Here is a 26,682-nt window from a genome sequence, read left to right as displayed (position 1 = left end):
AAGTCGGTTGACGGAAGAGACGCGCATGCGCGGGGGAGAGAGCCTGGCGGAGGCGCTCGAAAGCTACCTCGCGGACTGGTCGCGGCGCACCGGTGTCACCGTCGAGACGTGGGCGCTGCCCGCCGAGGACGTGCCCGCGCCCATCGCCGAAGGCGTGCTCACGGCGATGCGTGAGGCCCTGGCCAACGCCGAGCGCCACAGCGGCGCCTCCGTCGTGTCGGTCGCCGTGACCGTCAGCAGCGGGGGGCTGCGCATGACGGTCAGCGACCACGGCCGCGGCTTCGCGCCCGGCCGGTCCGGGCGCGGCATCGCCCGCATGCGGGCCGCGTTCGCCGAGATCGGCGGCACCCTCACCGTCCGCAGCGTGGAGGGCGAGGGCACCACCGTGTCAGGGGTCGTGCCTAGGCGAGAGTGAGGATCTCGCTGCCGGTGTCGGTCACCACGATCGTGTGCTCGAACTGGGCGGTGCGCTTGCCGTCCTTGGTCACGGCCGTCCACTTGTCGGGCCAGATGTCGTACTCGATCGTGCCCAGCGTCAGCATCGGCTCGATCGTGAACGTCATGCCCGGCACCAGCTCCACCCGCAGCGACGGGTCGTCGTAGTGCGGCACCATCAGGCCCGAGTGAAACGTGGTGCCGATGCCGTGACCGGTGAAGTCACGCACCACGCCGTAGCCGAACCGCTTGGCGTACGCCTCGATGACCCGGCCCACGACGTTGAGCTGGCGGCCCGGCGCCACCGCCTTGATCGCCCGCATCATCGCCTCGCGGGTGCGCTCGACCAGCAGGCGCGACTCCTCGTCGACCTCGCCCACCAGGAACGTCGCGTCGGTGTCGCCGTGCACGCCGCCGATGTAGGCGGTGATGTCGACGTTGACGATGTCGCCGTCACGCAGCACGGTGTCGTCGGGGATGCCGTGGCAGATCACCTCGTTGATCGAGGTGCACAGCGACTTGGGGTAGCCCTTGTAGCCGAGCGTGCTCGGGTAGGCGCCGTGGGAGACGAGGAAGTCGTGGCCGATGCGGTCGAGCTCGTCGGTGGTGACGCCCGGCCGGACGTGCCGGCCGACCTCTTCGAGGGCCTGACCGGCGATCCGGCCCGCCACGCGCATCCGCTCGATCATCTCGGGGGTCTTCACGTCGGGCTCGCCGGTCTTGGGGCGCTTCTTGCCGACGTACTCCGGCCGCTCGATGTGGGCGGGGACCTTTCGCATGGGCGAAATTCGGCCGGGCTGGAGCAGAGTCGTCATGAAAACCGAGTCTACGGGGCAGAATTGGTCACGTGAGCGATGGCCAGTGGTGGTTCTGCCTCAAGCACATGCGCGTCGAGCCTGACCAGGGCTGCCCCAACAAGGACCGGCTCGGCCCCTACGAGAGCGAGCAGGAGGCGGCCGGCGCCCTGCAGCGCGCCGCCGAGCGCAACAAGACCTGGGACGAGGCCGACGAGGCCGACGACTAGACCACCGCGTAGGCCCGTACGGGGAACGTGCCTAGGCCCGCGATCATCGGCGGGGCGGCGTGAAACCTGAAGCCCTCGGCGGGCAGCCCGCCCAGGCCCGTCAGGTGCTCCACCACGGGGATGCCCGCCGCCAGCAGGATCGTGTGCGCGGGCCGTTCGCCGTGCGGCGGGGTGTCGTCGATGTTGAGCGAGTCGATGCCGACCAGCGCCGCGCCACGCTCGGCCAGGCTGCGTGCCGACTCCGGCGCCAGGTAGGGGTGGCCGTGGGTGTAGGCGGCGGTGCCGAAGTGGCGGTCCCAGCCGGTGTGGATCAGCACCGCGCGGCCCCGTACGTCCAGGACCTCGCCGACCGTCACCTCGCGCTCCTGGCCCGCGCGCACCACCAGGCCCGGCAGGTCGGCCAGCTTGTCGAGCGGGACCGCGGCCAGGTCGGGGCCGTCGGCGTAGCGGTGGAAGGGCGTGTCGACGTACGTGCCCGTGTTGCCGACGAGCGTGACCGTGCCCATGTGGAACTCGGTGCCCGGCGCGTACACCTTCCTGGAGTCCTCCCGCGACAGGTGCACGCCCAGCTCGGGGCCGGGGATGCCGGGGTAGGTCACCAGGCCGGGGGTGATGCGGTGGCTCAGTTCGACGATCATCCTTGCTCCTGGGCTTCCGACGGGGTTCTGGCGGCGGCGAGGCGGGCCAGCTTGACGAGGGCGACGATGCCGATGGCCGCCCACACGAGGTTGAGCCCCGCCGACGGCCAGGCGGCGTAGTAGGCGCTGTTGACCATCAGGCCGATGGATCCGGCCAGGTTGATGAGCTGGTACGGGACCGCGTCCCCGTTCAGGCGGGACGAGGAGACCAGGTAGTAGCCGGTCAGCAGCAGCGCCGCGCCGATCCAGCCCACGACGTCGAGGAGCAGATCCATGCGCGCCATTGTCCGGATTTATAGGGTTAAAGCGCAAATAAAAGATCCTAAATGATGTCGTAAGCTGTCCTTTATGGAGATCGACCCTCGACGGCTGCGGATTCTCCACGAGGTCGCCCGCCGGGGCGGCGTCATGCGGGCCGCCGAGGCGCTGTACCTCACCCCCTCGGCGATCTCCCAGCAACTCGCCCAGCTCGAACGCGAAGTCGGCCTCCCCCTCATCGACCGCTCCCAGCGCCGCGTCTCCCTCACCCCCGCCGGGCGCGTCCTCGCCGGATACGCCGAACGCGTCGAGGACGAGCTCGCCGAGGCCCGGCGCGAGCTCACCCGCTTCACCGACCGCCTCGCCGGACCCGTCCGCATCGCCGCCTTCCCCACCGTGATCACGCACGTGCTGGTCCCCGCCCTGCGCGACCTCGCCGACCGCCACCCCCGCATCGTCCCCTCCATCCACGAGGTGTACGGCCAGCCCGCCCTCCAGGAACTCAGGCACGGCGTCGTCGACGTCCTCATCACCGAGCAGGACATGAGCCTGCCCGTGCTCGCCCAGCCGTCCCTGTCCACCCGCGCCCTCTACGTCGACGAATACCGCATCGTCGTCCCCGCCTCCTGGACCGACCCGCCCCGCGACGTCGCCGACCTCGCCGACGTCCCCTGGATCACCGGCGAACCCGGCCAGGCCAGCGGCCAGGCCCTCGACCGCCTCGCCGGCCTGCACGGCTTCGAACCGCGCAAGCTCCACGTCATCACCGAGTTCGGCCCCGCCCTCGCCCTCGTCGCCGCCGGGCACGGCGTCGCCATCGTCCCCACCCTCGCCCTCCTCGACGTCCCCGAAGGCCAGGTACGGGTGACCGACATCCGCGACGTCGGCTCCCGCCGCATCGACGCCGTCACCCGCGTCAGCCGCACCCGCTCCGGCGAACCCGACCCCGTCCAGGCCGTCGTCATCTCCGCCATCGCCACCGCCACCGCCGCCCTCGACCCCACCCTCCGCACCCACCTCCCCCAACCGCAGAACCCCTGACCCGCCTGCGCTGTTGCCCGTCGGCCCCGCCCCCCTGAGGCGCTCAGGTGACCCGGAAGGCCCGCCCGCCGGCCCTCGCCCGCTGCCTGGCCGCCGAGGGTCCAGGCCCCTTGAAGGCCCAGATCCCCCACGGCCCGCCCCCACGGCCCGCCCCCACAGCCCGCCCCCACGGCCCGCCCACGTCGGCTGGCCCCGGCGGCTCGCCCCCGACGGGCCGGCCGCGTCCTGGGGCTGGTCCGCCCCGTACGGGCTGGTCGCCGTACGCGGGCGCCCGTGCGGGCCGCCGTACGCGGGCGGCGGACTCCGCCGTCCACCCCCTCGCCGACCCGGCGCCGGAAAGGGGGCGGCCCTCAGCACGTACGCGCGCCTCAGCGCGGACGCCTGGCTGCCTCCGGGGCGGTCACCCTGGAGGGCCCGGCTGTCCACGGGAAGGTCGGCCACCCCCGAAGGGCCCGGCACCCCGAAGGGACGGCCACCACCGAAGGGCCCCGGCGCCGGGAAGGGGGCGGCCCTCAGCACGTACGCGCGCCTCAGCGCGGCCGCCTGGCTGCCTCCGGGACGGCCACCCTAGAGCGCCCGGCCGTCCACGGGAAGGTCGGCCACCACCGAAGGGCCCGGCACCCCGAAGGGTCCGGCACCCCGAAGGGACGGCCGCCATCGAAGGGGCGGGCGGTCGGACGGGCCTGAACACTCCTAGTCGGGGATGTGGGGGCCGCTTACTCGGGTGAGGAGGCGGGCGAGGCGGTCGCGGAGGCCGGGGCGTTGGGGGATCTCGCCGGCGGCGGTGCTGACGAGGTGCTGGGCGCCGTCGAAGGTGACGGGCCCGCGGGCGGGGACGGCGAGCGAGTCGTGGGCGAGGCTCGACAGTTCGGGGTCGCCGGACTCCAGGGCGAGGATGGTGGCCCCGGTGCGGCGGGCGTCGTCGACGCGTTCGAGGAGCGGGACGGGCGCCTGCTGCCCGGCGACGACGAACAGCGTCTCGCCCCGGGCCGCCTGCTGGATGCGGTCGAGGGTGACGCTGAGGTGGGGCGGGGCGCCGGGGGGCGGGGACCAGCGCACCAGCGTGGGGGTGAGCTGGGGCAGGTCGGACAGGCGGGCTTCGTCGGCGAGGTGGGCGGTCAGGTGCCAGGGTTCGTCGTCGGGGGTGCCGACGAGCAGCAGGCCGCCGGGTGTGCGGGTGGTCCGGAGGGCGCGGCCCAGCTCGCGGGTGCGTTCCACCCAGCCGGTATCGGCGAGGAGCTCGCGCAGGAGGCTGACCGATCCTGAGTCCATCCACCCATGGTGCATGACTGGTGCCGTTTCGGTGACCGTTCTCCCGGATGTGCCGTTCGGGCGTCGCAAATCTTCTGACAGATGGTGTCATTTCGGGCCTTGACAGGTGGTTACTCTCGGGTAACGATCGGCTCGCGGCGCCGCCGTCCCGTGAGCGATCCCACCCTGAGGAGGGGCGGCACATGAGATTACGTGTCCGCGTCAGCATGTCCATCGCCCTGTTACTGATCATGTCCCTCGTCGCCGCCCCGGCCCGGGCGGAGTCGGCGGGGGACGTCGTCTCCGCCGAGCCGACGACCGTCTACCTGCTGCCCGGCGAACTGCTGAAGGTGCCGGTGAACGCCTGGCACGTCGTCTACCGCTCCACCTCCGCGACCGGTCAGCCCAACGCCGTCTCCGGCACGCTCCTGGTGCCCAAGGCCGGCTACCCGCTGGGCAGGCGGCCCATCGTCGGCTACGCGCCCGGCACCCACGGGTTGGGCGACCAGTGCGCGCCGTCGGCCGCCATGCGGCAGGGCACCGAGGCCGAGCTGGCGTTCGTCAGCCTGCTCCTGCTCAAGGGCTTCGCGGTCGCGGTGACCGACTACGAGGGGCTCGGCACGCCGGGCCAGCACACGTACATGGCGGGCGTCTCCCAGGGCCACGCCGTGCTCGACGCGATCAGGGCCGCGACGCGCGTGCCCGGCGCGGGGCTGTCCGACCGCGCGCCGGTGGCGGTCATGGGCTACTCGCAGGGCGGCGCCACGGCCGGCTGGGCCGCCGAGCTGCACGCCTCGTACGCGCCGGAGCTGCGGCTCAAGGGCGTCGCCGCGGGCGGCGTGCCCGCCGACCTGCACGCGGTGGCCGACCACCTCGACGGCACCGCCGACTTCGGCCTGGCCGCGGCGGCCGGCGTCGGGCTCGACGCCGCCTACCCGGAGCTCGACCTGGAGGCCGACCTCAACGAGCGGGGCCGCGCGCTGCTGGCCGACGCCGCCGACGACTGCGTGGGCGACCTGGACGAGCTCGCCGGGCTGAGCTTCGCCGACCTGAGCCCCGTCGACCTGCTGAACCAGCCCAAGTGGCTGGCCCGCCTCGCCGAGAACCGGCTCGGCTCGGCCACGCCGAGGGTGCCGCTGTTCCTCTATCACGCGCGCGGCGACGAGACGATCCCGCACGCGGTCGGCGCGACCCTGCGCGACGAGTACTGCGCCGCCGGCGCGAACGTCCGCTGGGCGTCGCTGTCGGCCTCCAGCCACGTGCTCGGCGCCGTCCAGGGCGGGCCGCTCGCGATCGAGTGGCTGGCCCTGCGCCTGTACGGGCTGCCCGCGTCGGGCAACTGCTGACCGCCACCCCACCGGGCCCGCCATCCCCGGGCCCGGTGGGCAGCGGCGGCCCCGGAGGGACGCGCTGACCTGCCGGGCTGGCATGATCGAGCCTATGACTGACGTGAGCGGGCTTTCCATCGGCATTCTCGGCGGCACCGGTGACCAGGGGAAGGGGCTGGCGCGCCGGTTCGCGCTGGCGGGGCTCCAGGTGGCGATCGGGTCGCGCAGCGCCGAACGGGCGCGGGAGGCGGCCGAGTCCATCGGCTCCGGCGCGACCGGCGGCGCCAACGCCGACGTGGCCGCCGGCGCCGACATCGTGATCGTGGCCGTCCCGTACGACGGGCACAAGGCGCTGCTCGAATCGCTGACCGCCGAGCTGGCCGGGAAGATCGTCGTGGACTGCGTGAACCCGCTCGGGTTCGACAAGCAGGGCGCCTACGCACTGCCCGTGGCCGAGGGCAGCGCGGCCCAGCAGGCGGCGGCGGTGCTGCCCGGCAGCCGGGTGGTGGCCGCGTTCCACCACGTGTCGGCCGTCGTGCTCCTGGACCCGGCGGTGGACGAGGTGGACCTCGACGTGCTGGTGCTCGGCGACGACCGGGAGGCCACCGACACCGTGCAGGCCCTGGCCGGGGTCATCCCGGGGGTGCGCGGCGTCTACGGCGGGCGGCTGCGCAACGCCCACCAGGTCGAGGCGCTGACCGCCAACCTCATCTCGGTGAACCGCCGCTACAAGGCGCACGCCGGCGTGCGGATCACCGACATCTGACGGCGGTCACAGCCAGCCGGCGTCCTCGGCGATGCGGATGGCGTCGATCTTGTTGCGGGCGCCGGTCTTCGTGATCGCGCCCGTCAGGTAGTTGCGCACGGTGCCGGGCGACAGGTGCAGGCGGGCGGCGATCTCCTCGGCGGGGGCGCCCCTGGCCGCCTCCTTCAGCACCGTCGCCTCGCGCGGCGTGAGCGGGCTCTCGCCGTACTCCATCGCCGACGACACCAGCTCCGCGTCCAGCACGCGCAGCCCGGCGGCGGTGCGCCTGACGGCGTCGGCCAGCCGGTCGCCGGGCGCGTCCTTGACCAGGAACGCCTCGATGCCGGCGGCCAGCGCGCGCCGCACCTGGCCCGGCTGGCCCAGCGCGGTCAGCACCAGGATCCGGCACGACGGGAGGCGTTCGCGCAGCTCGGCGGCGGCGGTGATGCCGTCGACGCCCGGCAGGTCGATGTCGACGATCGCCACGTCGGGGCGCGTCCGCAGGGCGGCGGGCACGATCTCGTCGCCGCGCGTGACCTCGGCGGCCACCTCGAGGTCCGGCTCCAGCCGCAGCAGCGCCGTGAGGGCGGCGCGGATCATGTGCATGTCCTCGGCCAGCAGCACCCGGATCACGCCGGCACCTCCAGCGCCAGCAGGAACCCGTCGGGGCCCGACCGCGCCGCGTGCAACGTGCCGCCCGCCTGCTCCACCCGCTCCGCCAGCCCGACGAGCCCGCCCCCGGCGGGCGGCTCCGTGACGGCCGCGTCTCCGGGGACCGGATGCGCGTACCCGCCGGACATGGCGGCGGGCAGGGTGGCGGACATGGTGGCGGGCGGGGTGACGCCGTCGTTGGCCACTTCCAGGCGGAGCCGGCCGGCGTGGGCGGAGGTGGTGATCGTGCAGGTGGTGGCGCGGGTGTGGCGCAGGACGTTCGTGGCGGCCTCGCGGACGGCCCAGGCGAGCGCCTCGTCGGCGTGCCGGGGCAGCGGCGCGTCGGCCAGGTGCGCCTGGCAGCTCACGCCGGACGACTCCAGCAGCGCCACGGCGCGGTCGACCTCGCCGGTGAGCGACAGCCTGCGGTAGCCGCGCGCCACCTGGCGGACGTCCTGGGCCGCCTCCCTGGCCACCTTGACGAGCGCGGTGACCTCGCCGTGGGCGGCGGAGGGGTCGCGGGGGATCAGGCGCGCGGCCAGGTCGCCCTTGAGCGCGATCGCGGTGAGGCTGTGGCCCAGCCCGTCGTGCAGGTCGCGGGAGATGCGCAGCCGTTCCTTGAGCACGGCCGCCTCGGCCAGCTCGGCCCTGGCCTCCTCCAGGTCGGCCGACACCCGGACGAACCGGACGAGGGCGTAGCTGAGCGCGCCGGTGATGGGGACGGTCATCAGGTAGAAGAGCATGACGACGGGCGGAAGAACCTGGAAGAGCCCGGCCCACATGTAGGCCATCATGAGGCCGACCGTCGCGGCGCCCCAGCCCAGGGGCAGGAACACCAGCGCGGCGCCGGCGAGCATCGGCGCGGCCACCGCAGAGTAGCCCGCGGGCAGCAGGTAGTCGGGCACGTAGGTGACCACCGCCTGCAGCAGCACGGTGAGCGGGAACAGCGGCGGCCGCGCGCCGCGCAGGGCGGCCCGCATGTTGACGTGGTTCAGCCCGACGACGCCCGCCATCGCGGCGCTGGCCACGAGCCCGTTCGCCAGCGTGCCGGTGAGGAAGTAGAGCAGCCCGATGATCGAGTAGGCCACGGACACGGCGATCAGCAGGCCGCTCGCCAGCCGTCGTGCGGAGGACGCGGAGGACGCGGAGGAGACGGCGGAGGAGGCCGGGGAGGACGTCACGGCCACGATTATCGCCGAGGCTCCCACCTGAACCACCGCAGCGCGACCAGCCCGGCGGCCCCCCAAGCGGCCAGGTTGAGCGCGGGCGCCAGCACGTCCCCCCGGGCGACGGCGTCGACCACGGCGCTCGTCGGCAGCAGCCCGAGCAGCGTGCCGGCCCAGCCCGGCAGCGGGATCGGCATCGCGCCCGCGCCCACCGCGGCGAGCAGGAACACCGGCATGGTGTACGCGGCGGCCAGCTCGGCACGGGGGATCGCGGCGGTGTAGGCGGCGCCGAGCACGGCCATCACGGCCGACCCGAGCACCACGGCGGCCGCGTACAGCACCGGGTCGGGCGGGAACGGCACGTCGGCCAGCACCCGCACCGCGACCGTGGACAGCGCGACGAGCGCCACGGTCTGCGTGACCGTGCTGGCGATCTGCCCGGCCAGGATCTGCGCGTCGGTCAGCCTGCTGGTGCGCAGCCGCTTGAGCACGAGCTGGTCGCGCCGGCCGGTGAGGGCGACGGCGATGTTCATGAACGTGGTGATCGACAGCAGGATCGCCAGCGTGCCCTGGAAGATCTCGGTGGCGGCGGTCACGCCCTCGGAGGTCACGTTGCGCATGAGCACCGGCATGCCGACGGCCAGCCCGACGGGCGTGACGACGGAGGCGAAGAGCATGGCCTTGTCCCGCCAGAACAGCCGGGTGCCGAGGTTGTAGGCGGCGGCGAGGGTCATCGAACGCTCCCGGGCAGGTCGAGGAAGAGGTCTTCGAGGGTGGCGGCGCGGACCTCCAGGCCCGCCAGCCGCAGGCCGCGCCCGGCGGCCCAGGTCAGCAGCGTCTGCGCCGCCAGGTCGGGGTCGTCGGCGCGGCACACGGCCAGGTCGCCTTCGAGGGTGACGGGCAGCGGCAGGCTCTCCGGGTCCACCCCGTCGGGCAGCCGGAACGCGACCCGGCCGCCCCGCGCGGCCAGCGTCTCGGCCATGCCGCCCGAGGCGACGATCCGGCCCGCGTCCATGACGGCCAGGGACGAGGCGAGCCGCTGCGCCTCCTCCAGGTAGTGGGTGGTCAGCAGGACGGTGGTGCCGCGCCCGGCGAGCTCGCGGATCACCTGCCAGGTGTCGCGGCGGCCCTCGGGGTCCATGCCGGTGGTCGGCTCGTCGAGGAAGAGCACGTCCGGGCGGCCGAGCAGGGCGAGCGCCAGGTCGAGCCGCCGCTTCTCGCCGCCGGACAGCTGCCGCACCCGGGTGCCCGCCTTGGCCGACAGCCCCGCGAGCTCCAGAGCCTCCCCGCCGGGCCGGGGCGCGGCGGTGAAGCCGCGCCACGTGTCGACGGTCTGCGCCACCGTCAGGTCGGGGAAGAACCCCGCCTCCTGGAGCATGACGCCCGTGCGCTGCCGCACGGCCGCCCGGTCGGCCACCGGGTCGAGGCCGTGCACCCGCACCGTCCCGGCGTCGGGCCGGCGCAGCCCGGTCAGCAGCTCGACGGTCGTGGTCTTGCCGGAGCCGTTCCTGCCGAGCAGCGCGAAGATCTCCCCCTGGGGCACCTCGAACGAGACGTCACGCACGGCCGGGAAGCCGCCGTAGCTCTTGCCGAGCCCCCGCACTTGAATCGCTGTCATGCGGACGACTCTTCCGGAGCCGGAGCCGCGGCGGCAGTGAGGAATTCACGACCTGCGCGAGAGCTTCAGCAGGGCGGCGGTCACCCCCTCGGGGTCGACGAGCTGGTGCAGGTGCAGGCCGGGCGCGTGCAGCACCGGCCAGCCGCGCCGGCGCGCGTCGTCGGCCACGGTGTCGTACGGCGGCCCGTACCAGAGGCAGGAGCAGCGGACGGCGTCCCACCCGGCGGGCACCGGGACGGGGTCGGTGTAGAAGGCGAGCGGGAGGCGCGGCTGCTCGGCCTCCACCCGGGCCCGCGCCGCCGCGTCGGGCGGGAACATGGGGGCGACGTCCTGCTCGTCCCACCAGTCGGTCCAGCGCGGCAGCAGCCCGTCGTCGCCGGTCAGCTCGCGCAGGAACGGCAGGAAGTCGTCCTGCCCGGGGCGCACCAGGCCGCGCGGCGGCGGCAGGTGGGCGTCGGCGAACACGCACGCCACCACCCGCTCGCCCAGCCCCTCCTTGATCACCGGCACGAACAGGCCGGCGTTGCTGTGCGCGGCCAGCACGAGCGGCCCGCCGCCGGGCGCGGCCTCCTGGACCGCGTCGCGCACGGCGGCGACGACGCGCGGCCAGTAGGGCGCGGGGCCGGCCGTCACCCCGGTCAGGTCGGGCACGACGGCGGTGTGGCCCCGGCGCTCCAGCGCCGCCGCCACGGGGGCCCAGGTGGACGGTCCCACGCTGGGGCTGTGTACGAGCACGAACGTCATGTGCTCACCTTGCCGCACCCGGCCCGCCCGGCGGCGGCGTGTCAGCTACCGGCGATCAGACGACGAGCGGCTGCCGGGCGGCGGGCCTGGCCGTGCCGTCGTAGGCGTCCCAGGCGGCGGCCAGCGCGCGCACCGCCCGGGACAGCTCCTCCTCCGGGAAGAGGAAGTGCAGCCGCAGGTGACGGGGGTGGCCGCCGAGCGGGTCGAAGGAGCGGCCCGGCGGCACCGCGACCCCGTGCCTGAGCGCGACCTGGGCGAAGGAGTCGGCGTCGCCGCGCGGCAGCCGTACCCAGATCGTCTGGCCGCCCGCGGCGGGCTCGAACGACCACGACGGCAACAGGGCGCGCAGCTCGGCGCGGAGGTGGTCGTGGCGGGCGCGCAGCTCCGCCACGCGCGCCCGCCGGATGCCGTCGAGGCGGCGCAGCAGCGCGGCGGCGGCGAGCTGGCCCATCACCTCGCCGCCGAGGTCGTGCACGGCGCGCAGCCGCGACAGCCGCGACGCCAGCGCGGCGGGGGCGCGGATCCAGCCGATCCGCAGCCCGCCCCACACCACCTTCGACAGCGACGCGATCGTGATCACCTGCTCGCCGCGCGAGCCGGGGAAGCCGCGCGAGCCGGGGGAGCCCGGGGAGTACGCGGCGAGGGGCGGCGGGGTCTCGCCGGTGAAGCAGAGCTCCGCGCACACCTCGTCGTCGATCAGCGGCACGTCATGCCGGGCGGCCAGCTCGGCGAGCCGCCGCCGCGCCCCGGCGGGCATCACCGAACCGGTCGGGTTGCTCGCCGTCGGCACCGCGTACACCAGGGCGGGCCGGTCCCTCATCGCGGCGGCCACGTCCGGCACGGAGGCCGCGCCAGGATCCGGGCGGGCCGGATCGAGGGCGGGGTCGAGGCGGGCCGGGCGGACGACGGCGGCGGCGTGGCGGAAGACCTCCAGCGCGCCCGGGTACGTCGGCGAGCCCGTCAGGACCGTGTCGCCCGGCGTCAGCAGCAGCCCCGCGAGCAGGGTGAGCGCCTGCTGCGCGCCGTTCGTCACGACGATCTCGTGCGGGGTGGTGGGCAGTCCCCGGCCGGTGTAGTAGTCGGCCACGGCCTGGCGCAGCGTCGCGTTCCCGGCGGGCTGGTAGCCCAGGTCGCGCACGCCGGACAGGGCGGCGGCGGCCTCCGCGTACGCCTCGGCCAGCTCGGGCGGCGGCTCGTCGGGGGCGGCGCAGGTCAGCAGCGCCACGCCGTCCGGCGGATGCAGGATGTGCATGAGCAGCGGGTTGGCGGGCACGCCGTCCAGCGAGCGGGCGGCGGACAGGTCGAGCGGGGCGACCCGGGTGCCGCTGCCCTGCCGGCGTACCACCCGGCCCTCCTGCTGGAGCAGGTCGTAGGCGGCCACCACGGTGCCCCGGCCGACCGCGAGCCGCGCGGCCAGCGCCCGGTCGGGCGGCAGCGTCTCGCCCGGGGCCAGCACGCCGTCGTCGACGAGGGCCCGCAGCCGGGCGGCCAGGAGCAGGTAGAGCGGCCCGCGCCCGGACGCCCACCGGCCCAGCAGGTCGACGAGATCATCGAGATTGGCCCCATTCATGAACCAATTTTGTCAGATTGGCCCTGACTTACCACGGCATTTCCGGAGACGCTTACCGTCATGAGCGCATACCGCCCCGAAACCCGAGCGGTCCACCTGCCCCAGCCCCCGGTCGAGGGCAGCCGCCCGATCGCCGTCCCCCTGTACCAGACGTCCGGATTCGTCTTCGACGACCCCGCGGTCATGGCCGACGCGATGAGCCGCCCCGACGGCTCGTTCGTCTACGGCCGCTACGGCAACCCGACCGTCCGCTCCCTGGAGGAGGCGGTCGCCGACCTGGAGGGCGGCGCCGCCGCGATCGCCACCGGCTCCGGCATGGGCGCGATCAGCACCGTCCTGCTCGGCCTGCTCAAGCCCGGCGACCACCTGATCGCCCAGCAGGCCCTGTACGGCGGCACAGCGGCGATGATCAACGAGCTGGCGGCCAGGTTCGGGATCGAGGTCGGCTTCGTCCCCGAGAACGACCCCGACGCCCTGCGCGCGGCGGTGCGGCCCGAGACCAGGCTCGTCTACCTGGAGACGATCGCCAACCCGATGGGCCGCGTCGCCGACCTGCCCGGCATGTGCGCGGCGGCCCGCGAGCTCGGCGTCCCGGTCGCCGTGGACAACACCTTCGCCACGCCCATGCTGTGCCGCCCGATCGAGCACGGCGCCGACATCGTCCTGCACTCCACGACCAAGTACCTGTCCGGGCACACCGACGTCGTCGGCGGCCTCGCGGTGTTCGCCGACGACGCCCTGCACCGGAAGACGTGGCACTTCGCCATCGAGCTCGGCGCGTCGGCCGACCCGTTCGCGGCCTGGCTGACGCTGCGCGGCCTGCAGACGCTCGCCCTGCGCATGGAACGGCACTGCGCCAACACCCGGCTGCTGGCGACCCGGCTCGCCGAGCACCCCGCCGTGGCCGCCGTGCACTGGCCCGGCCTGCCCTCGCACCCGTCGTACGAGCTGGCGGGCAAGCTGCTGCCCGACTTCGGCGGCGTGCTGGCCTTCGACCTGACCGGCGGGCGGGCCGCGGGGGAGCGGTTCATGCGCTCGGTACGGCTCGCGCTGCTGGCCCCGTCGCTGGGCGGCGTCGAGACGCTCGTCCTGCACCCGGCCACCACCTCCCACCGTGCGCTGCCCGCCGAGGAGCTGGCACGCCACGGGATCGGCGAGGGCACGGTACGGATCGCCGTCGGCATCGAGCACCCGGAGGACCTCTGGGCCGACATCGAGCAGGCTTTGACATAACGCTTAGGCATTTAGGAAAATGCCTAAGTGCTGTCCGATCTGCGCGCGCTCGCCAGCGAACCGAGGCTGCTCATCCTGAGCTGGCTCAAGGACCCGGTCGCGCACTTCCCGCCCCAGGTTCACGGCGACCTCGTGGACGACGGGGTGTGCGCGCAGTTCATCGCGAACAAGCTGGACATGACCCAGCCGAGCGCCACCGGGCACCTGAAGATCCTGGAGCGTGCCGGGCTCATCCGCGGCAGGCGCATCGGGCAGTGGGTGTTCTACCGGCGCGACGAGGAGCGGATGGCACAGCTCAAACGGACGATCGTGGAGGAACTGTGATGCCGGTGTCGTACGAGGACGTGGTGGCCGCCGCCGGGCGCATCGGCGGGCACGTGCTGCGCACCCCGGTCCTCGAGGTGTCGCCCGGCCTGATCCTCAAGCTGGAGCTGCTCCAGCACTCCGGGTCGTTCAAGGTGCGGGGCGCGTTCAACCGGCTGCTGTCGGCCGGGGAGGTGCCGGACAGCGGGGTGATCGCGGCCAGCGGCGGCAACCACGGGCTCGCCGTCGCCTATGCCGCCCGCGCGCTCGGCGTCCGGGCGGAGATCTTCGTGCCGGAGGTGACGAGCGCGGTCAAGGTCGCCGGGCTGCGCGCGCTCGGCGCGGAGATCACGCAGACCGGCGCCATCTACGCGGAGGCGGCCGAGGCCGCCGCCAAGCGCGCCGCCGAGACGGGCGCGCTGCCCGTGCACGCCTACGACCAGCCCGAGGTCGTCGCCGGGCAGGGCACCGCCGGGCTGGAGCTCATGGCCCAGACCGGCGGCGTCGACACCGTCCTGGTGGCGGTGGGCGGCGGCGGCTTCGCCGCCGGCATAACCGTCGGCGCCGGCGCGGCGGGTGGTGAGGGGCCGCGGATCGTGGCCGTGGAGCCCGAGCGCATCCCCACCTTCCATGCCGCGCTGGCGGCCGGGCGGCCGGTCCCGGTCGAGGTGAGCGGGGTGGCGGCCGACGCGCTGGGCGCCAGCCGCCTGGGCGAGCTCGCCTACGGCATCCTGGCCGGGGCGGGCGCGCGGAGCGTGCTGGTCAGCGACGAGGCCATCGTGGCGGCCCGCCACACGCTGTGGGCCGAGCACCGCGTGGTCGCCGAGCACGCGGGCGCCACCGCGTACGCCGCCCTGCTGTCGGGCGCGTACGAGCCCGCGCCGGGCGAGCGGGTCGCGGTGCTGGTGTGCGGCTCCAACACCGACCCGGCCACCCTCTGAGCAGGCCGGGACGGGCGTGACCCCGCCCCGCCGGCGGCGCCGTGCGAACGCGCGCGTCCCTCCCGGGACGACGGCCGGGCAGGGACGCTAGCGGTAGGTGTGCTCGGCGGCGGGGAAGGCGCCGGAGGCGACGTCGCCGGCGAACTCCCGCACCGCCCGTTCCAGGTCGGCGTCCAGGTCGGCGTAGCGCTTGACGAACCGCGCCGGCTCGGGCGTCAGCCCCATGAGGTCCTGCCAGACGAGCACCTGGGCGTCCGTGGCGGGGCCCGCGCCGATGCCGATCACGGGGATCGCCAGCGACGTGGTCACCCGTTCGGCCAGGTCGGCGGGCACGCACTCCAGCACGAGCGCGAACGCCCCGGCCCTGGCCAGGTCCTTGGCGTCGGCCATCAGCTCGTCGCCGGCCTGGCCGCGCCCCTGGATTCGGTAGCCGCCGAGCGTGCCGACCGACTGCGGCGTCAGCCCGAGGTGCGCCATGACCGGCACGCCGGCCCCGGTCAGCGCCTCGACCTGGGGCAGCACGCGGCGGCCGCCCTCCAGCTTGACGGCGTGCGCGCCCGCCTCCTTCATGAAGCGGGCCGCCGTCTCCAGCGCCTGCGCGGGCGAGGACTGGTAGGAGCCGAACGGCAGGTCGGCCACGACGAGCGCACGGGACGAGCCGCGCACCACGGCCGCGGTCAGCGGCAGCAGCTCGTCGACGGTGACCGGCAGGGTCGAGTCGTGCCCGTACACGACCATCGCGGCCGAGTCGCCCACGAGCAGGACGGGGATGCCCGCGCGGTCGAACACGCGGGCGGTCATCGCGTCGTAGGCGGTGACCATGGGCCACCGCTCTCCGCGCTGCTTGGCGGCGGCGAGGTCGCGGACGGTGACACGGCGGCCGGTGACGCCGCCGTAGAGGGACGGTGAAGACATGGGTCAGCCTCCAGAAACGTCTCGAGGCGCCCCGGTGGCGTCCCCGGACTCCTCCCGATGATGTCACGCGGAACAAACCGGTGGCGAAAGTGTCGGTGCTCCTTGACACAATGGCTCGGGAGGTAAGCAATCACCATGGCTATCGAACCTTACCGACGCCTGTTCCGGCTGCCCGGTGTGGGCGTTCTGCTCCTGGTCGGCCTGCTGGCCAGGGTGCCCTCGACGGCGACGGGCATGGCCCTGACGCTGCATGTCGTCAAGGGCCTCGGGCTCGGCTACACCCAGGCCGGCGTGGTCACGATGGCGAGCACCGTGGGCATGGCCCTCGGCTCGCCGCTGTCGGGAAGGTTCGTCGACAAGTACGGGCTCCGTCCCGTGCTGATCGTCACCACGGCCGCGCAGGCCGCGTTCTGGGCGGCGGCGCCCTCGCTGCCCTATCCGGCGCTGATCCCCGCGGCGGCCCTGGCCGGGCTGCTGGGGCTGCCGGTGTTCAGCGTGATCCGGCAGTGCATGGCCGCCATGGTGCCGCTGGACCAGCGCCGGGTGGCCTTCTCGCTCGACTCGATGTTCGTCGAGCTGTCCTACATGGCCGGGCCCGCGCTGGCGGTGTTCGGCATGACCGCCTTCGGCAGCGGGCCGACGCTGGCCGTCATCGCCGTGGGCCTGACGGGCTCGGGGCTGGCGCTGATCGTGCTCAACCCGCCGGTCAGGTCGGAGGCGGAGCTGGCGGAGGCGGTCGTCAAGGTGCCGCGCCGCCAGTGGCTCACGCCCCGGCTGGCCGCGCTGCTCGGCACCACGGCCGCCGCCACGTTCGTGCTCACCGCCAGCGAGCTGGCCCTGGTCGGCAGCATCGAGGGCGCGGGCCAGACCGAGTGGATCGGGCTGGCGGTCGGCATCTGGTGCCTCTACTCGCTGATCGGCGGGTTCGTCTACGGCGGGCTGTCGCGCGGGTTCTCGCCGCTGGTGCTCATCGGCGGCATGGGGCTGCTGACCGTCCCGGTGGGGCTGGTCTCGGGCGGCTGGTGGTGGCTGGTGCTGGCGCTGCTGCCCGCCGGTCTGCTGTGCGCGCCATCGCTGTCGTCCACGGTCGAGACCATGACCCGCTGGGTGCCGGCGGCGGCCAGGGGTGAGGCGATGGGGCTGCACGGCACCGCCCTGCTCATCGGCGGCGCGGCGTCTGCGCCCATCGCGGGCGCGGTCATCGACGCGCACGGCTCGGCCTGGGCGTTCGCGGTGGCGGGGCTGGCCGCGGTGCTGATGGTGCTGGTGGCGCTGCCGTTCTGGCGAGGCGGCGCGAGCCGGGGCGACGAGGGCGGCGGCAAGGGCGGCACCGCGGCGGAGCGCCCGGACGAGGCCTCGGAGACGGTGCCGGACGAGCTGCCCGCCTGAGCTAACGAAACGATACCGTTGCGTATCGGAATGCCTTGCGATACGGTGGCGTAGCGAAACATTGCCGTATCGAAATTAAGGCTTCCCTTTGATGGACGAGAACACAGGACACCCACGCCGCTGGGCCATCCTCGGCGTACTGGTGTTCAGCCTGCTGGCGGTCGTGATCGACAACACGATCCTCAACGTGGCGATGAAGACCATCGCCGACCCGGTGGCGGGGCTGGGGGCGACGCAGAGCGAGCTGGAATGGGCGATCAACTCCTACACGCTGGTGTTCGCCGGGCTCCTGTTCACCTTCGGCGTGATCGGTGACCGCACCGGGCGCAAGCGCATGCTGTTCGTCGGCATGGTGCTGTTCGGCCTGTCGTCACTGGCCAGCGCCTACGCCCAGGACCCCACGCAGCTCATCATGGCCAGGGCGGCGATGGGCATCGGCGGCGCGGCCATCATGCCCGCCACGCTGGCCATCATCTCCAACGTCTTCCCGCCCGGCGAGCGCGGCAAGGCCATCGGCTTCTGGGCCGGCGGCGTCGGCCTCGCCGTGGCGGTCGGCCCCATCACCGGCGGGCTGCTCATCGAGCACTTCTGGTGGGGCTCGGTCTTCCTGATCAACGTGCCGATCGTGCTCATCAGCCTCGTGCTCATCGCCACCGTCGTGCCCGAGTCGCGTGACCCCAAGCCGTCCAGGCTCGACCCGGTCGGCGTGCTGCTGTCGATCGTCGGCCTGGTGGCCGTCGTCTACGGCATCATCCGGGGCGGCGAGCTGGCCACGATCGCCTCGGCCGAGGTCCTCGTGCCCACCCTGGCCGGCCTGGCGGTGCTCGCCGTGTTCGTCTGGTGGGAGCGGCGCATCGACAACCCGGTCTTCGACGTGCGCAGCTTCGGCAACGTCCGGTTCAGCTCGGCCATCGGCATGATGGGCATCGTCTTCTTCGCGATGATGGGCGGGATGTTCTTCCTGACCTTCTACCTGCAGATCGTGCTGGACTACAGCCCGGTGCAGGCGGGGGCGCTGATGATCCCGTTCGCCGCGGCGCAGCTCATCTTCGCGCCGCTCAGCCAGCGGATCACCCAGCGGTTCGGGGCCAAGCTCTCGGCGACGGTCAGCCTGACCGTGGTCACGCTGGCGCTGGCCTCCTACGCCTTCTTCGATCAGAACACGCCGATCGTGCTCATCGAGGCGGTGTTCTTCGTGCAGGGCGCGGCGATGGCCAACGTCATGCCGCCCGCCACCACCGCGATCATGGAGTCGCTGCCCCGGGAGAAGGCCGGCGTCGGCTCGGCCATGAGCAACACCGTCCGGCAGGTCGCGGGCGCGCTCGGCGTGGCCGTGCTCGGCTCCGTCCTGTCCTCCAGCTACCGGGGCGAGATCGCGCCCGCGCTGGCCGGGCTGCCCGCCGACGTCCAGCACGCCGGTGGCGAGTCGGTCATGGCGACCGTCGAGGTCGCCCGGTCGCTCGGCGAGCGCGGCCAGGCCCTGCTGCAGCCCGCTTTCGACGCCTTCGTCCACGGCATGCACACCACGGCGTGGGTGTCGGCGGCCATCGGCCTGGTGGGCATCGCCGTCGTGGCACGCTGGATGCCGGGAAAGCCCCGGCCGGCGCAGCAGGCGGAGCAGAAGGAACCAGCGGTAGTGTGAGGCCTCGATGACCATCCGGGAACCGGTGACGACCCGCCCAGCGGGCCGCCCACGCAGCGAGAAGGCCGAGAAGGCGATCGTCGAGGCGACCCTCGACCTGATAGCCGACGGCATGGGGATCTCCGAGCTGTCCATCGAGGCGATCGCCGCGCGGGCAGGCGTCGGCAAGACGACGATCTACCGGCGGTGGTCCAACAAGGAGGACCTGGTCGTCGACGCCCTCGCCACGCTGAAGGCGCCGCTGCCGCCGCTGGCCGGTCTGTCGGTGCGCGACGACCTGATCGCGCTGGTCGACGTGATCCGGCTGGAGGGCGGCCGCTCGACGCGCTCCCGCTGCATCATGAACGTCGTGATGGGCGAGGCCGACCGGCACCCGCGCCTGACCGAGCGCTTCTTCAAGCGGGCGGTCGAGCCGCGCCGGCGGGCCATGGAGGACGTGCTGGCGCGCGGCGTCGCCACCGGCGAGCTGGACCCGGACCTCGACGTGGAGGTCGGCATGGCGCTGCTGTCGGGCGCCATGGTCTGGTACACCAAGTGGGGCCCCGCCGGCGACCTCCCGGCCGACCTGGCCGAGCGGGTCGTCGACCGGGTCCTCGCCGGCCTGCTGCCCCGGCCCTGAACCCTCGCGGCGGCCGGGGCCGGTCCGTCAGGGCGCGGCCTCGCGCCACCGGTTGGTGATGGGCAGCCTGCGGTCGCGGCCGAAGTTCTTCGGCGTGATCTTGGGGCCGGGCGGATACTGCCGCCGCTTGTACTCGGCCAGGTCCACCAGCCGGATCACCCGCTCCACCAGCGCCGGGTCGTGCCCGGCGGCGATGAGCTCGCGCGAGCCCAGGTCCTTCTCCACGTAGTCGTCCAGCAGCCGGTCCAGCACCTCGTAGGGCGGCAGCGAGTCGGTGTCGCGCTGGTCGGGCCGCAGCTCGGCGCTGGGCTCCTTGGTGATGGAGTTCTCCGGCACGGGCCGCTCCGCCTCCAGCAGGAAGCCCGGGTCGGTGTGCTCGTTGCGCCAGCGGGCCAGCTCCCACACCATCAGTTTCGGCACGTCCTTGATCGGCGCGAACCCGCCGGCCGAATCGCCGTAGAGGGTCGAGTAGCCGGTCGCCAGCTCGCTCTTGTTGCCGGTGGTCAGCACCAGGTGGCCGTGCTCGTTCGACAGGCCCATGAGGATCATGCCGCGCACCCTGGCCTGGAGGTTCTCGGCGGCCAGGCCGGACAGGTCGATCTCCTTCTCGAAGGAGTTGACGATCTCGGCGATGGGCACCACCTGCGAGCGCAGCCCCTGCCGCCGCACCAGCTCCTCGGCGTCGGCCAGCGAGTGCTCGGAGGAGTAGCGCGAGGGCATGAGCACCACGTTGACCCGGTCGGGGCCGATCGCGTCGGCGGCGATCGTCGCGGTCAGCGCCGAGTCGATGCCGCCGGACAGGCCCAGGATGACCGAACGGAAGCCGTTCTTGGCCACGTAGTCGCGCACCGCGAGCACCAGCGCCGAATAGACCTCGGCGTGCGTGCCGAGCGGCTCGGCGATCGACGGGGGTTCGGGCTCGTACGGCTCGACCGGGTCCTGGGAGAGCACCAGCCGCTCCACGGTGATCGCCGTGCCGTCGCCCGCGTCGTACGGGAACGTGCCGGGCTCGGCCGAGGAGACCGGCAGGTCGAGGTCGGCGATCAGCAGCTCCTCGCGGAACTGGGCAGCCCGCGCCACCAGCTCGCCCGCGTCGCCGACCACCAGCGAGTCGCCGTCGAAGACCAGCTCGTCCTGGCCGCCGACCTGGTTGACGTAGACGAGCGCGCACCCGGCCTCGCGCGCCCTGCGGGCGCACAGCTCCAGGCGTACGTCGTCCTTCTCCTTCTCGTACGGCGAGGCGTTGGGCACGACGAGCAGGCCCGCGCCCGCTTCGCCCACGACGGCGACCGGGCCGCCCTCCTGCCACAGGTCCTCGCACACCGCGATCGCCACGTCGACCCCGTGCAGCCGGAAGATCGGCAGCCGGTCGCCGCGCACGAAGTAGCGGTATTCGTCGAACACGCCGTAGTTGGGCAGGTGGTGCTTGGCCGTGCGGGTGACGACGCGGCCCCGGTGGAGCAGGGCGGCCGCGTCGAGCGGGGCGCCCTTCGGGCGGCCGAGCCGGGGCTCCAGGCCGGCGCGGTCGACGTAGCCGACGACCACCGGCAGCTCGCCCAGCCCCTCCTCGGCCAGCCTGACCGCCACCGCTTCGAGGGCGGCGATGCTCGCGTCCACGAAGGACGTCCGCAGCACCAGGTCCTCGGCGGGATAGCCGGTGAGGAACATCTCGGTGAACACGGCCAGGTGAGCACCGCGGTCGGCGGCGTCGCGGGTCCACGCGACGAGCTTGTCGGCGTTGCCCGCCAGATCGCCGACGGTCGGGTTGGTCTGTGCCAAGGCAATGCGCAGTTGTGCCACGGGCACCAGCCTAGTACGGCCCCGTTTTTATCGTCCAAGCGACGAAAAGTCGGTCATCGCGGGACGGTCGTGCCGGGAGTCACCAGGCCCGACTCGTAGGCGGCCACCACGAGCTGCGCCCGCTGCGACAGCCCCAGATGCGCCAGCAGCGCCCGCACCGACGCCGCGGCCTCCTCCTCGGGCAGCGCGAGCGTCTGGGCGATCTGCGCGTTCGTCAGGCCGCGCGCCACCAGTCGCAGCACGTCGAGCCGGGAGTCGGACAGCCCAGCCAGCGCGGGCGGCGAGCCCGGGTCGGCGCGGCCGGCGAAGCCCGCGATGAGCCGCGTCGTGACCGCCGGGTCGATGAGCGCGTCGCCCGCCGACGCGGCGCGGATCGCCGCCACGAGCTGCTCGGGCGGCGAGGTCTTCAGGACGAAGCCGCTCACCCCGGCGCGCAGCGCGGCGTAGAGGTTCTCGTCGCTGCCGAACGTGGTCATCATGATGACCTTGGGCGGGTCCGGGTCGGCGAGGATGCGGCGGGCCGCGGCCAGGCCGTCGAGGTGCGGCATCTGGATGTCGAGCAGCACCACGTCCGGGGCGGCCTCGCGGACCGCGGCGATCGCCCGCTCGCCGTCGGTGGCCTCGCCGGCGAACTCCAGCCCGGGCTCGGCGGACAGCATCACCCGCAGGCCCGTCCGTACGAGGGCCTGGTCGTCGGCCACCAGCACCCGCAACGGCCGGCCGGCGCTCCCGGAGGGTAAGGCGGCGGCGGGGGGCGTGAAGGCGGCGGGCTGCGGGGCGGGGGCGTCGAGGCGCTGGGCGAGGATGTCGCCCTCCAGGCGCTTGAGCCCGGCCGTGAGGTCGAGGCCCAGCTCGTCGCGCCACAGCGCGCGGGCGCGGCGCAGCGCTGCCAGCGCGTCGCCCTGGCGGCCGGTGCGGTAGAGGGCCAGCGCGAGCAGCCGCCACGGCTCCTCGCGCAGCGGGCAGGCGGCGGCGTGCGCCTCCAGGTCGGGCACCAGCGCGGTGGCGCGGCCGAGCGCCAGTCCGGCGGCGGCGCGCCGCTCCACGGCGGTCAGCCGCAGCTCCTCCAGGCGGGCCGCCTCCGTCACCGCCCACAGCAGCTCGCCGAACTCGGCCAGCGCCGGTCCGCGCCACAGCGCCAGCGCCGTGTCGAGGGCCGCCCACACCTCGGCGGCGGTGCCCTCGGTCCTGGCCAGCGCCTCGAACCGCCACGCGTCGACCTGGTCCTGCCCGGCGCGCAGGGCGTAGCCGGGCGGCGCCGACACCAGCACGGCGGCCTCCTCCCGGGGAGCCCGGCCGGGTTCGAGCGCGCGGCGCAGGCGGGAGACGTAGCCCTGGATGGTCGACAGCGCCTGCGCGGGCGGCCCGGCGGGCCACAGCTCGTCGATGAGCGTGCTCACGGGCACGGCGCGGCCGCCGGCGACGAGCAGGCGCGCGAGCACCGCCCGCTGCCGCTGCCCGCCCAGGTCGAGGGGGTCGGGACCGATCCAGGCCCGGAACGGCCCCAAGGCGGTGAAGGTCAGCATGGTAGGCGCAAGCGTAGGGCCACCGGCGGCCCCGGTACAGCGGTCAGCGGCGGCGGATCGCGGGCCCGAGCGCCAGCATCGCGACGGCCGAGACCAGGCCGATGCCGCCGACCGTGAACCACAGCGCCGCCTGCCCGCCGGCCTCCAGCAGCCAGCTCCCCAGCAGCGGCGCCAGCACGGCCGCAGCCGACCAGGCGAACCCGAACAGTCCCGAGTAGCGCCCGCGCAGATGGGCGGGGGCCAGCCGGGCCACGATCGCGCCCGCGATGCCCGCCGTCACGATCTCGCCCGCCGTCCACACCACGATCGTCACCGCCAGCCAGAAGGTGGTCGTGACGAACGCCGTTAGCGCGAACCCGACGCCCATCACCGCCAGCCCCAGCGCCAGCGTCCTGGCCGGGTCGAGCCGGCCCAGCCAGCCCGACACCAGTGGCTGCACGATCACGATGAGCACCCCGTTGAGCGCCATGGCCAGCCCGAACTGCCCGGTGGTGAGCCCGGTCAGCTCGGTCATGGCCATCGGCAGCGTGGTGTACGTCTGCGCGTAGACCAGCGCGTTGCCGAGCGTCACCAGCGTGAACGCGACCATCAGCCGGTCGCGCAGCACCATCCCGAACCCGCCCGACGACTCCCGCTCGGCCGGCCGGGTCTCCGGGATCGCCCGCCAGACCAGCACCGCGAACGCCACGCAGCCCACCGCGTCCACCCAGAACAGCCAGTGGAACCCGAGCTGCGCCAGCCACCCGCCCGCCGTCATCCCGACCGAGTAGCCCAGGTTGATCGCCCAGAACAGCAGCCCGTACGCGCGCGGCCGCTCGACCGGCGAGACCAGGTCGGCGACCAGCGCGTTGGAGGCCGGCCGGTAGGCGTCGACGACCAGGCCGAGCACGAACATCGAGGCCAGGATCGCGGGCAGCGTCGTGCTGTAGCCGAGCGACAACATCATCACGGCGGTGGCCAGCATGCCGCCCGCCAGCGTCGCCCGGCGGCCGATCCGGTCGGCGAGCACCCCCGCCAGGAGCTGCGACACCAGCGACCCGGCGCCGAACACCGCCATCACCATCCCGGCGGCGGCCAGCGACAGGCCGCGCGCCTGGGTCAGGTAGACGCCGGTGAACGGCATCACCATGGTGCCGAGGCGGTTCACCAGAGTGCCGCCCCACAGGGCCCAGAACGGGCGGGGCAGCCCGCCGAGCTGCGAACGCAGGAAGGACGGCTTCTCGACAGTCGTGCTATTCACCCGCTAAGAGTGATATTGGGGGATTTGGTGGGGCGAACGATTTAGCGCACACTAAAAGGCATGTCGGTGACCTGGACTCTCAAGCCCGAGGACATGGCGCGCATCCGGTTCGCGTTCTCCCCGATGTGGGAGCTCGTGGCCAGCCTGCGCACGCTCCAGGACCCCGCCCGCCAGTCCATCCACCTGCCGTGGATCAAGTGCGTGCGGCCCCGCCTGGCGGGCCTCGACCTGGCCGAGCTGTTCGCGCTCGTGCCCGCCTCCGGCTACCTCGCCGACTTCCTCACCCCGCCGCCCGACACGCCACTGCCCGACTTCGCCGCCGAGCTCGCCCGCGTACGCGCCACCCGCCCCGAACGCGCGGCCGCCGAGGCCGCCCGCGTCCAGGGCACCGACCGGGCGGTGCTCGACCGGTTCCTGGCCGACCCGGCGGCCGGGGTCGAACGCGTCGCCGCCGCGCTGGAGGCGTACTGGGAGACGTGCTTCGCCGAGTTCTGGCCGCGCGTCTACGGCCTGCTGGAACGCGACGTGCTGCGCCGCTCGCGGCAGCTCGCCCAGGGCGGCGCCCGAGAGCTGTTCGCCGGCCTCGGCCCGGCCGTGACCTGGACGGGGGAGCGGCTGCTCGTCGACCGGCCCTGGTGCGCCACGGGCGGGCTGCACGGCGACGGCCTGGTGCTGGTGCCGACCGCCTTCTACTGGCCGTCGGTGGCCGTCATGTCCGCGCCCTACCAGTCGATGCTCGTCTACCCGGTCCTCGGCGTCGGCACGCTGTGGGAGAGCGGGCCGCCGCCCGCGCCCGGCGCGCTCGCCGCGCTCATCGGCCGCAGCCGGGCCGCGATCCTGCTCGCGCTGGACGAGCCCAGCACCACTTCCGCGCTCGCCGGGCGGATGGCGCTCACCCCCGGCGCCGTCAGCCAGCACCTCGGCGTGCTCAGCGGCAGCGGCCTGGCCGTCGGCATGCGCGTCGGCAAGCAGGTCGTCTACCGCCGCACCCCCACCGGCGACGCGCTGGCCGCCACCGGCGCTCAGCTGTAGCGGGTGGACTCCATCAGCCAGTCCAGGTGCGCGCGCGGCGCCGCCAGATAGGCGCACGCCACCTTGCTCACGTCCCTGGCCGTACGCGGTCCGAGGTCGTCCAGCGGCAGCCGCCTGGCCGCCTCCTGCATGTCGCGGCAGCGCTCGGCGATCCGGTCCACCACCCAGGCCACCGCCTCACGCTCGCCCAGGCCCAGCTCCCGCCCCGCGATCACCACCAGGTTGTGCGCGTCGCCGCGCTCCTTGGGCCGCGACGCCACGTCGTTGCACCAGGCGGTGACGTCGCTGCAGGCGTTCACCAGCTCCTGCCACGGCTCCGACCGGTGCACCCACGCCGGCACCTCCACCCGCAGGCACGGCTCCACCAGGTCGTACAGGTAGGGGCCGACCGTGCCCCGGCGCAGCGCCGGGTAGTCGGCCAGCGACGGCGCCGCGCCCGACGCCCGGTTGGCCGCCTCCGTCCGGCAGGCGTAGTGCTGGCGCTGCAGGTTGACCGCGAACCGCCGCCGCCACTGGTCGCTCATCCGCGAGCTCGTCACCCGCCACAGATCGGCGAACGCGGCCTCCAGCGGATGCCCGGTCGAGCCCTCCAGCATGCCCTGGAACACCTCCAGCCGGCACTGCCCCTCGTCCAGCTCGTCGTCCAGGTGGAACAGCCACGTCAGCCACTGCGCGAACAGCGCCGCCGCCGCCGCGTCGAACTCGGCGAACGCCCGCCCCGCCATCCGGTGGAAGCCCACCCCCGGATCGGCGTGCAGCCCGGTGCGCCGCGCCCAGTCGATGACGGCCGCCTCGATCGCGTAGACCGCCGGATGCATGCGGCACGGCGCCGCCATCGCCGGCACCCGCTCGGTCAGCGCCAGCAGCGCCACCGCCGCCGAGCCGCCCCTGCGGGGCAACGGCAGCAGCGGCTTCCAGTGCAGCACCGACCGCAGCGCGGACCGCACCGACGCCAGCACGGTCGTGTTCGCCGCCGTGTTGGCCGTCGTGTTCGCCGTCGTGTCCCTGGTGGCGTTCACAGCGGTCCGTAGAGCCAGTTGCCCGCGGCGTTCGGATCTTCGCTCACGTAGTACTCGCGAGCCGCCAGGACCAGCTCCTCCACGGTGAGCGCCCCTCTGCCTGAGCGGTCCAGCCGCTCGAACGCCTCGTCCACGTCGTCGTAGGCGGTGCCGAACGCGGCCAGCATCGTGCGGAACTCCTTCGGGCCCACGTGCCCGTCGCCGTCGATGTCGCACAGCTCCGCGACCGCCACCGCCGCCGGCCGGAACACCTCGTCGTAGCCGCCGCCGGTGACGAACGCGGCAGTCATGCCCACGCGGAAGTCCTCCCGCGTCAGGCCCAGATCGCGGTCGCGGCCGAGCGCCTCCGACAGCGCCGTCCAGATCCCGTCGAAGCTGTCGACGAGGCTGCTGCCGGTGACCGAGGTGGGGGACTCCCCGAAACCCACCAGCAGGCGGGCGCCCAGCCCCAGCAGGTCCTCACGCGCCACGACGCCCGCGCCCCCGGCGTCGATGTGGTCGAAGGCCCGATCGAGCTTGTGATTGAGCAGGTCGATAGCCACCAATGCCTCCCC

28 protein-coding genes are annotated in these 26,682 nt (G+C 74.0%); 12 read left to right on the top strand and 16 right to left on the bottom strand.

All coding sequences use genetic code 11. The features are described from left to right. Positions 1-25 precede the first annotated feature (25 nt). Positions 26-415 carry an ATP-binding protein gene (locus ACBI99_RS05800; RefSeq protein ID WP_357586411.1) on the top strand — a complete coding sequence of 130 codons (390 nt, stop codon included), beginning with the start codon at positions 26-28 and terminating at the stop codon, positions 413-415. Here the strand turns inward: ACBI99_RS05800 and map are convergent. Beyond that, positions 402-1,250, bottom strand: a complete 849-nt coding sequence (gene map, locus ACBI99_RS05795; RefSeq protein WP_219510862.1) for a type I methionyl aminopeptidase — start codon at positions 1,248-1,250, stop codon at positions 402-404. The two genes, ACBI99_RS05800 and map, sit on opposite strands and share 14 nt — an antisense overlap. Positions 1,251-1,282: 32 nt before the next feature. Here map and ACBI99_RS05790 point away from each other — a divergent pair, with 32 nt between their 5' ends. Next, on the top strand, positions 1,283-1,459 hold the full coding sequence (locus tag ACBI99_RS05790) for a hypothetical protein (RefSeq protein WP_219510860.1): 177 nt from the start codon (positions 1,283-1,285) through the stop codon (positions 1,457-1,459). Here ACBI99_RS05790 and ACBI99_RS05785 read toward each other — a convergent pair. Then, complete coding sequence (locus ACBI99_RS05785) at positions 1,456-2,097, bottom strand: cyclase family protein (RefSeq protein WP_375071805.1); 642 nt, start codon at positions 2,095-2,097, stop codon at positions 1,456-1,458. The genes ACBI99_RS05790 and ACBI99_RS05785 overlap by 4 nt on opposite strands. Then, positions 2,094-2,372, bottom strand: coding sequence for a hypothetical protein (locus ACBI99_RS05780; RefSeq protein ID WP_219510856.1), 279 nt, complete (start codon positions 2,370-2,372; stop codon positions 2,094-2,096). Before ACBI99_RS05780 ends, ACBI99_RS05785 begins: the two co-directional genes overlap by 4 nt. A 73-nt stretch (positions 2,373-2,445) precedes the next feature. Here ACBI99_RS05780 and ACBI99_RS05775 point away from each other — a divergent pair, with 73 nt between their 5' ends. Beyond that, a complete protein-coding gene (locus tag ACBI99_RS05775) occupies positions 2,446-3,396 on the top strand; it encodes a LysR family transcriptional regulator (RefSeq protein ID WP_219510854.1) in 951 nt (316 codons plus the stop codon). 693 nt (positions 3,397-4,089) lie between these two features. Here the strand turns inward: ACBI99_RS05775 and ACBI99_RS05770 are convergent. Further along, positions 4,090-4,668, bottom strand: a complete 579-nt coding sequence (locus tag ACBI99_RS05770) for a hypothetical protein (RefSeq protein ID WP_219510853.1) — start codon at positions 4,666-4,668, stop codon at positions 4,090-4,092. Between the two features lie 182 nt (positions 4,669-4,850). Here ACBI99_RS05770 and ACBI99_RS05765 point away from each other — a divergent pair, with 182 nt between their 5' ends. Together ACBI99_RS05765 and npdG are read left to right on the top strand one after the other, a co-directional pair. After that, positions 4,851-5,993 (top strand): lipase family protein, encoded by a 1,143-nt coding sequence (locus tag ACBI99_RS05765; RefSeq protein WP_219510851.1) that lies wholly within the window; start codon positions 4,851-4,853, stop codon positions 5,991-5,993. A 94-nt stretch (positions 5,994-6,087) separates the two neighbouring features. Beyond that, complete coding sequence (gene npdG, locus ACBI99_RS05760; protein ID WP_219510850.1) at positions 6,088-6,741, top strand: NADPH-dependent F420 reductase; 654 nt, start codon at positions 6,088-6,090, stop codon at positions 6,739-6,741. 6 nt (positions 6,742-6,747) lie between these two features. Here npdG and ACBI99_RS05755 read toward each other — a convergent pair whose 3' ends face one another. The 6 genes from ACBI99_RS05755 to ACBI99_RS05730 are packed head-to-tail and all read right to left on the bottom strand — an operon-like array spanning position 6,748 to position 12,469. After that, positions 6,748-7,353: a DNA-binding response regulator gene (locus tag ACBI99_RS05755; RefSeq protein ID WP_219510847.1), complete on the bottom strand. Its 606-nt coding sequence runs from the start codon at positions 7,351-7,353 to the stop codon at positions 6,748-6,750. Beyond that, positions 7,350-8,552 carry a histidine kinase gene (locus tag ACBI99_RS05750; RefSeq protein WP_219510843.1) on the bottom strand — a complete coding sequence of 401 codons (1,203 nt, stop codon included), beginning with the start codon at positions 8,550-8,552 and terminating at the stop codon, positions 7,350-7,352. Before ACBI99_RS05750 ends, ACBI99_RS05755 begins: the two co-directional genes overlap by 4 nt. An 8-nt stretch (positions 8,553-8,560) precedes the next feature. Continuing rightward, a complete protein-coding gene (locus ACBI99_RS05745; RefSeq protein ID WP_219510840.1) occupies positions 8,561-9,271 on the bottom strand; it encodes an ABC transporter permease in 711 nt (236 codons plus the stop codon). Next, positions 9,268-10,155, bottom strand: a complete 888-nt coding sequence (locus ACBI99_RS05740; RefSeq protein WP_375071804.1) for an ABC transporter ATP-binding protein — start codon at positions 10,153-10,155, stop codon at positions 9,268-9,270. The genes ACBI99_RS05745 and ACBI99_RS05740 overlap by 4 nt, the downstream gene beginning before the upstream one ends. A gap of 45 nt (positions 10,156-10,200) precedes the next feature. After that, positions 10,201-10,899 (bottom strand): alpha/beta hydrolase, encoded by a 699-nt coding sequence (locus tag ACBI99_RS05735; RefSeq protein WP_375071803.1) that lies wholly within the window; start codon positions 10,897-10,899, stop codon positions 10,201-10,203. 55 nt (positions 10,900-10,954) lie between these two features. After that, entirely contained in the window at positions 10,955-12,469 is a 1,515-nt protein-coding gene (locus tag ACBI99_RS05730; protein WP_375071802.1) for a PLP-dependent aminotransferase family protein, read from the bottom strand. Between the two features lie 60 nt (positions 12,470-12,529). Between ACBI99_RS05730 and ACBI99_RS05725 the strand changes: the two genes are divergently transcribed. The 3 genes from ACBI99_RS05725 to ACBI99_RS05715 are packed head-to-tail and all read left to right on the top strand — an operon-like array spanning position 12,530 to position 14,946. Then, positions 12,530-13,702: a PLP-dependent aspartate aminotransferase family protein gene (locus tag ACBI99_RS05725; protein ID WP_219510832.1), complete on the top strand. Its 1,173-nt coding sequence runs from the start codon at positions 12,530-12,532 to the stop codon at positions 13,700-13,702. Positions 13,703-13,729: 27 nt separating this feature from the next. Beyond that, on the top strand, positions 13,730-14,026 hold the full coding sequence (locus tag ACBI99_RS05720) for a metalloregulator ArsR/SmtB family transcription factor (protein WP_308126043.1): 297 nt from the start codon (positions 13,730-13,732) through the stop codon (positions 14,024-14,026). Next, entirely contained in the window at positions 14,026-14,946 is a 921-nt protein-coding gene (locus ACBI99_RS05715) for a threonine/serine dehydratase (RefSeq protein ID WP_357586419.1), read from the top strand. The genes ACBI99_RS05720 and ACBI99_RS05715 overlap by 1 nt, the downstream gene beginning before the upstream one ends. An 87-nt stretch (positions 14,947-15,033) precedes the next feature. Here ACBI99_RS05715 and panB read toward each other — a convergent pair whose 3' ends face one another. Then, positions 15,034-15,861 (bottom strand): 3-methyl-2-oxobutanoate hydroxymethyltransferase, encoded by an 828-nt coding sequence (gene panB / locus ACBI99_RS05710; RefSeq protein ID WP_357586421.1) that lies wholly within the window; start codon positions 15,859-15,861, stop codon positions 15,034-15,036. Positions 15,862-15,996: 135 nt separating this feature from the next. On the opposite strand from panB, the gene ACBI99_RS05705 reads away from it, so the two are divergent. From ACBI99_RS05705 to ACBI99_RS05695, 3 genes are all read left to right on the top strand, one after another. After that, a complete protein-coding gene (locus tag ACBI99_RS05705; RefSeq protein ID WP_219510827.1) occupies positions 15,997-17,250 on the top strand; it encodes an MFS transporter in 1,254 nt (417 codons plus the stop codon). 91 nt (positions 17,251-17,341) lie between these two features. Beyond that, positions 17,342-18,892 carry an MFS transporter gene (locus ACBI99_RS05700; RefSeq protein WP_219510825.1) on the top strand — a complete coding sequence of 517 codons (1,551 nt, stop codon included), beginning with the start codon at positions 17,342-17,344 and terminating at the stop codon, positions 18,890-18,892. A 7-nt stretch (positions 18,893-18,899) separates the two neighbouring features. Then, entirely contained in the window at positions 18,900-19,511 is a 612-nt protein-coding gene (locus ACBI99_RS05695) for a TetR/AcrR family transcriptional regulator (RefSeq protein WP_357586423.1), read from the top strand. A 27-nt stretch (positions 19,512-19,538) separates the two neighbouring features. On the opposite strand, the gene ACBI99_RS05690 is transcribed toward ACBI99_RS05695, so the two are convergent. From ACBI99_RS05690 to ACBI99_RS05680, 3 genes are read right to left on the bottom strand one after another with little or no spacing between them, the layout of a single operon-like run. Next, on the bottom strand, positions 19,539-21,311 hold the full coding sequence (locus tag ACBI99_RS05690) for an NAD+ synthase (RefSeq protein WP_219510820.1): 1,773 nt from the start codon (positions 21,309-21,311) through the stop codon (positions 19,539-19,541). 53 nt (positions 21,312-21,364) lie between these two features. Then, on the bottom strand, positions 21,365-22,837 hold the full coding sequence (locus tag ACBI99_RS05685) for a BTAD domain-containing putative transcriptional regulator (protein ID WP_219510817.1): 1,473 nt from the start codon (positions 22,835-22,837) through the stop codon (positions 21,365-21,367). A 43-nt stretch (positions 22,838-22,880) separates the two neighbouring features. Further along, a complete protein-coding gene (locus ACBI99_RS05680; RefSeq protein ID WP_219510814.1) occupies positions 22,881-24,077 on the bottom strand; it encodes an MFS transporter in 1,197 nt (398 codons plus the stop codon). Between the two features lie 60 nt (positions 24,078-24,137). On the opposite strand from ACBI99_RS05680, the gene ACBI99_RS05675 reads away from it, so the two are divergent. Continuing rightward, a complete protein-coding gene (locus ACBI99_RS05675) occupies positions 24,138-25,109 on the top strand; it encodes a DUF5937 family protein (RefSeq protein ID WP_219510812.1) in 972 nt (323 codons plus the stop codon). Here ACBI99_RS05675 and ACBI99_RS05670 read toward each other — a convergent pair. After that, positions 25,100-26,128, bottom strand: a complete 1,029-nt coding sequence (locus ACBI99_RS05670) for a terpene synthase family protein (RefSeq protein WP_375071801.1) — start codon at positions 26,126-26,128, stop codon at positions 25,100-25,102. The two genes, ACBI99_RS05675 and ACBI99_RS05670, sit on opposite strands and share 10 nt — an antisense overlap. Continuing rightward, on the bottom strand, positions 26,125-26,670 hold the full coding sequence (locus ACBI99_RS05665; RefSeq protein ID WP_219510807.1) for an EF-hand domain-containing protein: 546 nt from the start codon (positions 26,668-26,670) through the stop codon (positions 26,125-26,127). The genes ACBI99_RS05670 and ACBI99_RS05665 overlap by 4 nt, the downstream gene beginning before the upstream one ends. Between the last annotated feature and the right edge of the window lie 12 nt (positions 26,671-26,682).

Source organism: Nonomuraea sp. ATR24, from assembly GCF_041950485.1.
In the GTDB taxonomy this organism is placed as follows: Bacteria; Actinomycetota; Actinomycetes; order Streptosporangiales; family Streptosporangiaceae; genus Nonomuraea; species Nonomuraea ceibae.
The sequence above is the reverse complement of the archived record's forward strand: the minus strand, read 5'-3'. Positions and strand labels throughout refer to the sequence as shown.

Coding starts and splice junctions, on each gene's coding strand:
- ACBI99_RS05800 (WP_357586411.1), top strand. CDS start 26: ATGCGCGGGGGAGAGAGCCTGGCGGAGGCGCTCGAAAGCTACCTCGCG.
- map (WP_219510862.1), bottom strand. CDS start 1,250: ATGACGACTCTGCTCCAGCCCGGCCGAATTTCGCCCATGCGAAAGGTC.
- ACBI99_RS05785 (WP_375071805.1), bottom strand. CDS start 2,097: ATGATCGTCGAACTGAGCCACCGCATCACCCCCGGCCTGGTGACCTAC.
- ACBI99_RS05780 (WP_219510856.1), bottom strand. CDS start 2,372: ATGGATCTGCTCCTCGACGTCGTGGGCTGGATCGGCGCGGCGCTGCTG.
- ACBI99_RS05775 (WP_219510854.1), top strand. CDS start 2,446: ATGGAGATCGACCCTCGACGGCTGCGGATTCTCCACGAGGTCGCCCGC.
- ACBI99_RS05770 (WP_219510853.1), bottom strand. CDS start 4,668: ATGGACTCAGGATCGGTCAGCCTCCTGCGCGAGCTCCTCGCCGATACC.
- ACBI99_RS05765 (WP_219510851.1), top strand. CDS start 4,851: ATGAGATTACGTGTCCGCGTCAGCATGTCCATCGCCCTGTTACTGATC.
- npdG (WP_219510850.1), top strand. CDS start 6,088: ATGACTGACGTGAGCGGGCTTTCCATCGGCATTCTCGGCGGCACCGGT.
- ACBI99_RS05745 (WP_219510840.1), bottom strand. CDS start 9,271: ATGACCCTCGCCGCCGCCTACAACCTCGGCACCCGGCTGTTCTGGCGG.
- ACBI99_RS05740 (WP_375071804.1), bottom strand. CDS start 10,155: ATGACAGCGATTCAAGTGCGGGGGCTCGGCAAGAGCTACGGCGGCTTC.
- ACBI99_RS05735 (WP_375071803.1), bottom strand. CDS start 10,899: ATGACGTTCGTGCTCGTACACAGCCCCAGCGTGGGACCGTCCACCTGG.
- ACBI99_RS05730 (WP_375071802.1), bottom strand. CDS start 12,469: ATGAATGGGGCCAATCTCGATGATCTCGTCGACCTGCTGGGCCGGTGG.
- ACBI99_RS05725 (WP_219510832.1), top strand. CDS start 12,530: ATGAGCGCATACCGCCCCGAAACCCGAGCGGTCCACCTGCCCCAGCCC.
- ACBI99_RS05715 (WP_357586419.1), top strand. CDS start 14,026: ATGCCGGTGTCGTACGAGGACGTGGTGGCCGCCGCCGGGCGCATCGGC.
- panB (WP_357586421.1), bottom strand. CDS start 15,861: ATGTCTTCACCGTCCCTCTACGGCGGCGTCACCGGCCGCCGTGTCACC.
- ACBI99_RS05705 (WP_219510827.1), top strand. CDS start 15,997: ATGGCTATCGAACCTTACCGACGCCTGTTCCGGCTGCCCGGTGTGGGC.
- ACBI99_RS05700 (WP_219510825.1), top strand. CDS start 17,342: ATGGACGAGAACACAGGACACCCACGCCGCTGGGCCATCCTCGGCGTA.
- ACBI99_RS05695 (WP_357586423.1), top strand. CDS start 18,900: ATGACCATCCGGGAACCGGTGACGACCCGCCCAGCGGGCCGCCCACGC.
- ACBI99_RS05685 (WP_219510817.1), bottom strand. CDS start 22,837: ATGCTGACCTTCACCGCCTTGGGGCCGTTCCGGGCCTGGATCGGTCCC.
- ACBI99_RS05675 (WP_219510812.1), top strand. CDS start 24,138: ATGTCGGTGACCTGGACTCTCAAGCCCGAGGACATGGCGCGCATCCGG.